Source organism: Pseudomonas sp. GM80 (assembly GCF_000282515.1).
Classification (GTDB): Bacteria; Pseudomonadota; Gammaproteobacteria; order Pseudomonadales; family Pseudomonadaceae; genus Aquipseudomonas.
The window spans coordinates 1-8,295 of record NZ_AKJD01000191.1 but is presented as its reverse complement, the minus strand read 5'-3'; the positions used below and the strand labels follow the sequence as shown (position 1 = coordinate 8,295).

General features: G+C 60.7%; 10 protein-coding genes. 6 read left to right on the top strand and 4 right to left on the bottom strand.

The annotated features are described in order from the left end of the window. Positions 1-172 precede the first annotated feature (172 nt). The 6 genes from tusD (at position 173) to PMI37_RS25510 (ending at position 3,639) form a co-directional block, all read left to right on the top strand. Entirely contained in the window at positions 173-565 is a 393-nt protein-coding gene (gene tusD / locus PMI37_RS25535) for a sulfurtransferase complex subunit TusD (protein ID WP_008086579.1), read from the top strand. Position 566: 1 nt separating this feature from the next. After that, entirely contained in the window at positions 567-923 is a 357-nt protein-coding gene (gene tusC, locus PMI37_RS25530) for a sulfurtransferase complex subunit TusC (RefSeq protein WP_008086577.1), read from the top strand. Beyond that, complete coding sequence (gene tusB / locus PMI37_RS25525; protein WP_008086575.1) at positions 923-1,216, top strand: sulfurtransferase complex subunit TusB; 294 nt, start codon at positions 923-925, stop codon at positions 1,214-1,216. The genes tusC and tusB overlap by 1 nt, the downstream gene beginning before the upstream one ends. Further along, the gene (locus PMI37_RS25520) at positions 1,213-1,548 is read left to right on the top strand and encodes a TusE/DsrC/DsvC family sulfur relay protein (RefSeq protein WP_008086572.1); all 336 of its coding nucleotides are present in this window, start codon (positions 1,213-1,215) and stop codon (positions 1,546-1,548) included. The genes tusB and PMI37_RS25520 overlap by 4 nt, the downstream gene beginning before the upstream one ends. Beyond that, a complete protein-coding gene (locus tag PMI37_RS25515; protein ID WP_008086570.1) occupies positions 1,545-2,546 on the top strand; it encodes a glycosyl transferase family protein in 1,002 nt (333 codons plus the stop codon). Before PMI37_RS25520 ends, PMI37_RS25515 begins: the two co-directional genes overlap by 4 nt. A gap of 91 nt (positions 2,547-2,637) precedes the next feature. Beyond that, positions 2,638-3,639 carry a glutathione S-transferase family protein gene (locus PMI37_RS25510; protein ID WP_008086569.1) on the top strand — a complete coding sequence of 334 codons (1,002 nt, stop codon included), beginning with the start codon at positions 2,638-2,640 and terminating at the stop codon, positions 3,637-3,639. 132 nt (positions 3,640-3,771) lie between these two features. Here the strand turns inward: PMI37_RS25510 and cysG are convergent, their stop codons facing one another. From cysG to PMI37_RS25490, 4 genes are read right to left on the bottom strand one after another with little or no spacing between them, the layout of a single operon-like run. Beyond that, positions 3,772-5,166 carry a siroheme synthase CysG gene (gene cysG, locus PMI37_RS25505; protein ID WP_008086567.1) on the bottom strand — a complete coding sequence of 465 codons (1,395 nt, stop codon included), beginning with the start codon at positions 5,164-5,166 and terminating at the stop codon, positions 3,772-3,774. Then, entirely contained in the window at positions 5,167-6,447 is a 1,281-nt protein-coding gene (serS, locus tag PMI37_RS25500; protein ID WP_008086564.1) for a serine--tRNA ligase, read from the bottom strand. A 15-nt stretch (positions 6,448-6,462) separates the two neighbouring features. Next, a complete protein-coding gene (gene crcB, locus PMI37_RS25495; protein WP_008086563.1) occupies positions 6,463-6,837 on the bottom strand; it encodes a fluoride efflux transporter CrcB in 375 nt (124 codons plus the stop codon). Further along, on the bottom strand, positions 6,837-8,159 hold the full coding sequence (locus PMI37_RS25490; protein WP_008086562.1) for a replication-associated recombination protein A: 1,323 nt from the start codon (positions 8,157-8,159) through the stop codon (positions 6,837-6,839). The genes crcB and PMI37_RS25490 overlap by 1 nt, the downstream gene beginning before the upstream one ends. Positions 8,160-8,295 lie beyond the last annotated feature (136 nt).

Sequence of the window (8,295 nt, the reverse complement as noted above, 5' to 3'; positions counted from 1 at the left end):
TCGTGTTGCCCTGTAGGAGCTGACGAGTGAAACGAGGCTGCGATCTTTTGATCCTGCCTCGCAAAATCAACGTCAAAAGATCGCAGCGTGCCGCAGCTCCTACATGAAAAGCAGGCGCGGGTGCTGTGCGCAATGCTTTATCATGGCCACAGTTTTGCTGATCGAGTCCGTCATGAAGTTCGCCATCGCGCTGTTTTCCGCCGCCCATGCGCCCTCCTCGCGCCGCGCCCTGCTGTTTGCGCAGGCTGCGCTGGCCGGTGGGCATGAGATTGTCCGGCTGTTTTTCTATCAGGATGGCGTCTATAACGCCTCTGACGCGGTGGTGACCCCGCAGGATGAACTGGACTTGCCCAAGCAATGGCGCAGCTTCATCACCGAGCAAAAGCTCGACGGCGTAGTGTGCATTGCCGCCGCCCTGCGCCGTGGCGCGCTGAACGCGGAAGAAGCCCAGCGCTATCAGCGTGACGCCGTCTCCGTCAGTGAGCCATGGGAATTGTCCGGTCTTGGGCAATTGCATGACGCCGTGCAAGACGCTGATCGCCTGATCTGTTTCGGAGGTGCATGAGATGGCCAAATCCCTGTTGATCATCAGCCGCCAATCGCCATGGTCCGGCCCCGGCGCCCGCGAAGCGCTGGACATCGTACTGGCCGGTGGCGCCTTCGATCTGCCGATCGGTTTGCTGTTTCTCGATGACGGCGTGTTGCAACTGGCCGCTGGGCAAAACGCCAAAGCCCTGCAACAAAAAGACCTCAGCGCCAACCTGCAAGCGCTGCCGATGTTTGGCGTAGAAGAATTGTTTTACTGCGCCGACAGCGCCAGCGCTCGTGGCCTCGAACAGCTATCGCTAGACGAAGCGCAACCGCTGGCTGCCGAGCAAATCACCGCCCTTATTGACCGTTACGACCAGGTGATCACCCTCTGATGTCGACTTTGCATGTGTTGTCTCATTCCCCTTTTGGCGATGATCGCCTGAGCAGTTGCCTGCGCATCATCGGCAGCGCGGATGCCTTGTTACTGTCCGGCGATGCGGTCTACGCGTTGCAAGCGGGCACCGCGCCGTGCACTGCGCTGCAAAGCCGCCAGATCAAACTGTTCGTCCTCAGCGAAGACGCACAGGCGCGCGCCGTGCAGGTCCCGGACTGGGCCGAAGCCATCGATTACCCGGCCTTCGTCGAACTGTCGATCCATCACGACAAGGTCAACAGCTGGCTATGAATTACATGACCGTCGGCGCCCGCGCCATCGAACTGGACAAGGACGGCTTTCTCGTCGATCTCAGCGATTGGTCGCACGATGTCGCCAGCGCTCTCGCCGCTGCCGAAGAGATCGAGTTGACTCCTGAACACTGGGAAGTCCTCGAACTGCTGCGCAGCTTCTATGCAGAATTCCAACTGTCCCCGGCCACACGCCCGCTGATCAAGTACACCGCGCTGAAACTCGGCACGGAAAAAGGCAACGGCCTGCACCTGAACCGACTGTTCAAAGGCACCCCCGCCAAACTCGCCGCGAAACTGGCGGGCCTGCCCAAACCGACGAATTGCTTATGACCGACTTTCCAGCGCTGACCCTCGAAACGCCTGCCGAACATCCATTCGCCCAGTTCGTGCGAATCCTCGGCAAGGGCAAACGCGGCGCGCGCGATCTCACGCGCGAAGAAGCGCGCGAAGCCATGGGCATGGTGCTCGACGACAAGGTCGAGGACACCCAACTCGGTGCCTTCCTGATGTTGCTGCGACACAAGGAGGAAAGCGCAGAGGAAATGGCCGGATTCACCGAGGCTCTGCGCGCACGCTTGCAGGCGCCAGCGCTGAATGTCGATCTGGACTGGCCGACCTATGCGGGCAAAAAACGCCATCTGCCGTGGTATTTGCTGGTGGCCAAATGCCTGGCACAGAACGGCCTGCGCATCTTCATGCACGGCGGCGGCGCGCACACCGCCGGGCGCCTCTACAGCGAACAACTGCTCGGCGAATTGAACATCCCGTTGTGCCGCGACTGGCAACAGGTCGGTGCAGCGCTGGACAATGGTGGCCTGGCGTTCATGCCGCTGGTGGACTGGGCGCCGCAGTTGCAGAACATGATTGACCTGCGCAACACCCTGGGCCTGCGTTCACCGATCCATTCGCTGGCGCGGATTCTCAATCCGCTGGGCGCGCGCTGCGGGCTACAGAGCATTTTTCACCCCGGCTATCAGGCCGTGCACCGCGATGCCAGCGGATTGCTCGGCGACACAGCGATTGTGGTCAAGGGTGATGGCGGCGAAATCGAGATCAACCCCGACGCTAACAGTCACCTCTATGGCACCACGGGTGGCGAGAGCTGGGACGAAGAATGGCCGCAACTGTCGGCGCAGCGTCACGTCAAACCATCGTCACTGGATGTCGAGCACCTGAAGGCCGTGTGGCGCGGCGACGTGGTCGACAGCTATCCGCAAATGGCCCTGATTGCGACCATGGCCCTGGCCTTGCGCGGCCTCGGACAAAACCGTGAACAGGCCTTCGAAACCGCCGAGCAATACTGGGCCGCACGGAACAAATCGATTTAACCGATCATTCGCGCCCGATCTTTGCGCTTTTTGTTCGAACTCATCGGAATAGACTCGACTCCAACGATTATCGGTTTATGGAGTCTTGATCATGGGTTTACTCGTCGATGGCCACTGGCAGGACAAGTGGTATGAAAGCGGCAAGGACGGCGCGTTCCAGCGCGAACAGGCCAAGCGCCGCAATTGGGTCACCGCCGACGGTGAGCCCGGCCCCAGCGGTGAAGGTGGTTTTGCCGCCGAGGCAGGACGCTATCACCTCTACGTTTCCCTCGCCTGTCCATGGGCGCATCGCACACTGATCCTGCGCAAGCTCAAAGGTCTGGAAAGTCTGATCGACGTCTCCGTCGTAAGCTGGCTGATGCTGGAAAACGGCTGGACGTTCGACAAAGCGCTGGGCTCGACCGGCGACAAGCTCGATGATTTTGCATTCATGCACCAGCGCTACACCGCTGACACCGCCGACTACACCGGGCGCGTCACTGTGCCGGTGCTGTGGGACAAAAAGCTCAAACGCATCGTCAGTAATGAATCGGCGGAGATCATCCGCATGTTCAACAGCGCGTTCGATGGTTTGACAGGCAACGATCTGGACTTCTACCCGGCGCCGCTGCGCGGTGAAATCGATGCGCTGAACGAGCGGATCTATCCAGCCGTGAACAACGGCGTGTATCGCGCAGGCTTTGCCACGTCGCAACAGGCTTATGAAGAAGCGTTCGATGAAGTGTTTGCCGAACTCGATCACTTGGAGCGCGTGTTAGGCGCCAACCGCTATCTGACCGGGGAATACCTGACGGAAGCGGACGTGCGTCTGTTTACCACGGTGATTCGTTTTGACGCGGTGTACCACGGGCACTTCAAGTGCAATCTGCGGCGGATTGCCGATTACCCGAATCTGTCAAACTGGTTGCGTGAGCTCTATCAGATGCAGGGGATTGGCGAGACGGTGTATTTTCAGCACATCAAGAACCACTACTACGGCAGCCACAAGACCATCAACCCGACGGGTATTGTGCCGAAGGGGCCGGAGCAGGATTTCACAGTGGCCCATGATCGGGCGCGGTTGGCTGGCAAAGGGGTTTGGCGCCGGGGTTGAGATTTGTATTGTTTTTGAGGGCCCCATCGCTGGCAAGCCAGCTCCCACCGGGATTTTGGTGATGCTGAAGATTGCAGCTTCAACACAAAACCTGTGGGAGCTGGCTTGCCAGCGATGGGGTCAACTCGGTTCTCAGACCTGCGCCTGAGCCCCTTCAAACCAAGCCAGTTTCTCGCGCAGTTGCACCACTTCCCCAACGATCACCAAGGTCGGCGCATGCACTTCATGCTCCGCCACCAATCGCGGCAGATCCGCCAGCGTGCCGGTAAAGACTCGCTGATTGACCGTGGTGCCCTGCTGAATCAACGCCGCCGGGGTATCCGCTGAACGACCGTGCTTGATCAGTTGTTCGCAGATCACCGGCAACCCCACCAGGCCCATGTAGAACACCAGCGTCTGCGCCGGGGCGACAAGGTCTACCCATGGCAGATCGGTGGAGCCGTCCTTCAAATGCCCGGTGACAAAGCGCACAGATTGCGCGTAATCACGATGGGTCAGCGGAATCCCGGCATACGCCGCGCAACCGCTGGCCGCGGTGATGCCCGGTACCACTTGGAAGGGAATGCCGTGGGCCGCCAGTTCTTCGATCTCTTCGCCGCCACGGCCGAAGATGAACGGATCACCACCCTTCAACCGCACCACACGCTTGCCGGCCTTGGCCAGATCGACCAGTTGCTGGTTGATCTGATCCTGCGGCACGGCGTGATCGGCGCGACGCTTGCCGACATACACACGTTCGGCATCGCGACGGCACAGCTCAAGAATTGCTGGCGCGACCAAGCGGTCATACAGCACCACGTCGGCTTGCTGCATCAGACGCAGGGCCTTGAAGGTCAGCAGGTCAGGATCGCCCGGGCCAGCGCCGACCAGATACACCTCGCCGGTGGTGACCATCGCTTCGCCATCGATCTTGGCTTGCAACAGACGTTCGGCTTCGGCGCCCTGCCCGGCCAGTTGCCGATCGGCAATCGGCCCCTGAAATACGTCTTCCCAGAAACCACGACGCTGCTGCACATCCGGAAACAGGCTTTTCACCTGATTACGGAAACGTGCAGCGAGCCCGGCCAGTTGGCCGTAAGTCGAGGGAATCCAGGTTTCGATCTTGGCGCGAATCAAGCGCGCCAGCACCGGCGCATCGCCGCCGCTGGACACGGCAATGATCAATGGCGAACGGTCGACGATCGCCGGGAAGATCACGCTGCACAAGGCAGGCGCATCGACCACGTTGACCGGTACACAACGCTTGTGAGCATCGGTGGAAACTTGTGCGTTCAGCGTTTCGTCGTCTGTGGCGGCGATGATCAGCCCGCAACCGTCCAGATCCGCTTCGACGTAACCGCGCAACAGGCATTCGCCGCCAGAGGCGACGACCAGTTCACGCAGTTGCGTTTCGATTTCAGGTGCGACCACCCGCAGCAGCGCACCGGCATCGGCCAGCAGGCGGGATTTGCGCAAGGCAATTTCCCCCCCACCGACGACCAACACACGACTGCCGCGCAGGTTGTGAAACAGCGGCAGATATTTCATTTAGCCGATGACCTCAAGGCCACCCATGTACGGCTTCAGCACGTCCGGCACACGGATCGAACCGTCGGCCTGCTGGTAGTTTTCCAGCACCGCAACCAGGGTACGACCTACAGCCAGACCGGAGCCGTTCAAGGTGTGTACCAGTTCAGGCTTGCCGGTTTCCGGGTTGCGGAAACGCGCTTGCATACGACGGGCCTGGAAGTCGCCGCAGTTCGAGCACGACGAAATTTCGCGGTACTTGTCCTGGCTCGGGATCCACACTTCGAGGTCGTAAGTCTTGACCGCGCTGAAGCCCATGTCGCCGGTGCACAGCGCCAGGGTGCGGTAAGGCAGACCGAGCAGTTGCAGGACTTTCTCGGCGTTGGCGGTCAGGCCTTCCAATGCTTCCATCGAAGTCGATGGTTCAACGATCTGGACCATTTCAACTTTGTCGAACTGGTGCTGACGGATCATGCCGCGCGTGTCGCGACCCGACGCGCCGGCTTCACTGCGGAAGCACGGGGTGTGAGCGACGAACTTGATCGGCAGCAGTTTCGAGTCGACGATTTCGCCGGCAACGATGTTGGTCAGCGACACTTCGGCGGTAGGGATCAGGTACAGATCGGCTTCGCCTTCGCGGGCGATCTTGAACAGATCTTCTTCGAACTTCGGCAGTTGACCGGTGCCTTGCAGCGCCGGCGCCTGAACCAGATAAGGTGTGTAAGCCTCTTCGTAGCCGTGCTCGTTGACGTGCAGGTTGATCATGAACTGCGCCAGTGCGCGGTGCAGACGGGCGATCGGGCCGCGCAGCAGAGCGAAACGCGCGCCGGACAGCTTGGCGGCGGTTTCAAAGTCCAGCCAGCCGAACTTCTCGCCCAGGGCAACGTGGTCTTTCACTTCGAAATCGAACGCAGCCGGGGTGCCCCAGCGGCGCACTTCAACGTTGTCGTCTTCGTCTTTGCCGACCGGCACGGATTCGTGTGGCAGGTTAGGAATACCCAGCACGATCGAGTCCAGTTCGGTCTGGATTGCGTCCAGCTCGACTTTACCGGCACTCAATTCGCCCGCCATGCGCTCGACGTCTGCCATCAACGGCGCGATGTCTTCGCCACGCTGCTTGGCCTGACCGATGGATTTGGAACGCGCGTTACGCTCAGCCTGCAGTGCTTCGGTGCGGGTCTGGACGGTCTTGCGCTGTTCTTCCAGCGCTTCGATGCGCGCGGTATCCAGGGCAAAGCCACGGGAAGCCAGGCGGTCCGCTACGTCCTGAAGGTTGCTACGTAACAGTTTGGAATCGAGCATGTCGGTTTCTCGTTATCAAAGTTTGGTCAAAGACAGGCCAGCCCACGTCGCGAGCAGCCCGCCGAATACGCTGAGTGCCGCATAGCCCAGGGCCAGCGGCACTTGCCCGCTTTCCAGCAGGCGCACCGTATCCAGTGAAAAGGATGAAAAAGTCGTCAGCCCCCCGAGGAAGCCGACCATCAACCCGGCACGCACCTCGATCGGCACTTCCGGGCGTATCAAAAACAGGCCGTACAACACGCCAATCAGCAAGCAGCCCACGATATTAACGGCCAGCGTCGCGGTATAGAAGTGCCGCGGCCAATTGGCAGTGATCCAATTGCCAGTAGCGAAGCGCAACAAAGTGCCAGCAACGCCGCCGGCAGAGACCGCGATGATCAATGGAAGCACTATTTTCTCCGCTGCCGTGGGCTTAAACGGTCGAGTTGGGCGAGGTGGTTGAGCTTCTCGCCGATCTTCAACTCCAGGCCGCGCGGCACCGGTTGGTAGAACGGGATCGGCTCGAGTTCTTCCGGAAAATAGTCTTCGCCAGCGGCGTAAGCGTCCGGTTCATCGTGGGCGTAGCGGTATTCGTCGCCATAACCCAACTGCTTCATCAGTTTGGTCGGCGCGTTGCGCAAGTGCAGCGGTACTTCCAGCGAACCGTGCTCGGCGGCGGCACGCAGGGCGGTTTTGAAGCCCATGTACACCGCGTTGCTTTTCGGCGCGCAGGCCAGATAGGTAATGGCTTGCGCCACGGCCAACTCGCCTTCCGGGCTGCCGAGGCGTTCCTGCACTTCCCACGCGGCGAGGCACAGGCTCAGGGCGCGCGGGTCGGCATTGCCGATGTCTTCGCTGGCCATGCGCACCACGCGCCGGGCCAGGTACAGCGGATCGCAACCGCCGTCGATCATCCGCGCGAACCAGTACAACGCGCCGTCGGGGTTGGAGCCGCGCACTGATTTGTGCAGTGCCGAGATCTGGTCGTAGAACGCTTCGCCGCCCTTGTCGAAGCGCCGACGCGTATCGCCGAGCAGACTATGCAGCAGATCAATGCCCATCTCGCTGTTGTCGTCGGCCAGGTCGGAGGCGTTTTCCAGCAGATTGAGCAACCGTCGGCCATCGCCATCGGCGGCGGACAGCAGCATCTGAAAGCCCTCATCGCTGAGGGTCAGATTGCGCTTGCCCAGGCCGCGCTCTTCGGTGAGCGCGCGGTGCACCAGTTTGCGTAGCGCCGCTTCGTCGAGGCTTTTCAGCACGTAGACACGGGCGCGCGACAACAAGGCGTTGTTGAGTTCGAATGAGGGGTTTTCGGTGGTGGCGCCGATGAAGATCAGCGTGCCGTCTTCAACGTACGGCAGGAACGCGTCCTGCTGCGACTTGTTGAAACGGTGCACTTCATCGACGAACAGAATTGTGCGCTTGCCGTACTGGCCGGCCTGTTGCTTGGCGATTTCAACCGCCTGACGGATCTCTTTGACCCCGGCGAGCACCGCCGAGACCGTTTCGAAGTGCGCGTCCGAGACTTCCGCGAGCAACCGCGCCAAGGTGGTTTTACCCACGCCCGGCGGGCCCCAGAAAATCATCGAATGCAGGGCACCCTGCTCCAGCGCCTCACGCAGAGGCTTGCCGCGAGCGAGCACGTGCTCCTGACCGACGTACTCATCCAGATTGGTCGCGCGCAAACGCGCGGCCAGTGGCTGGGCAATCGGTGCACTGCGAAACAGATCCATCACGTAGCGTTGAAACCTCGAATTTTTCGAATACTGTGTGAAACCGAGTGGCGAGGGGATTTATCCCCGTTGGGCTGCGAAGCGGCGCCAAAAGCGACGACTGCTGCGCAGCCGAACGGGGATAAATCCCCTCGCC

Coding starts and splice junctions, on each gene's coding strand:
- tusD (WP_008086579.1), top strand. CDS start 173: ATGAAGTTCGCCATCGCGCTGTTTTCCGCCGCCCATGCGCCCTCCTCG.
- tusC (WP_008086577.1), top strand. CDS start 567: ATGGCCAAATCCCTGTTGATCATCAGCCGCCAATCGCCATGGTCCGGC.
- tusB (WP_008086575.1), top strand. CDS start 923: ATGTCGACTTTGCATGTGTTGTCTCATTCCCCTTTTGGCGATGATCGC.
- PMI37_RS25520 (WP_008086572.1), top strand. CDS start 1,213: ATGAATTACATGACCGTCGGCGCCCGCGCCATCGAACTGGACAAGGAC.
- PMI37_RS25515 (WP_008086570.1), top strand. CDS start 1,545: ATGACCGACTTTCCAGCGCTGACCCTCGAAACGCCTGCCGAACATCCA.
- PMI37_RS25510 (WP_008086569.1), top strand. CDS start 2,638: ATGGGTTTACTCGTCGATGGCCACTGGCAGGACAAGTGGTATGAAAGC.
- cysG (WP_008086567.1), bottom strand. CDS start 5,166: ATGAAATATCTGCCGCTGTTTCACAACCTGCGCGGCAGTCGTGTGTTG.
- serS (WP_008086564.1), bottom strand. CDS start 6,447: ATGCTCGATTCCAAACTGTTACGTAGCAACCTTCAGGACGTAGCGGAC.
- PMI37_RS25490 (WP_008086562.1), bottom strand. CDS start 8,159: ATGGATCTGTTTCGCAGTGCACCGATTGCCCAGCCACTGGCCGCGCGT.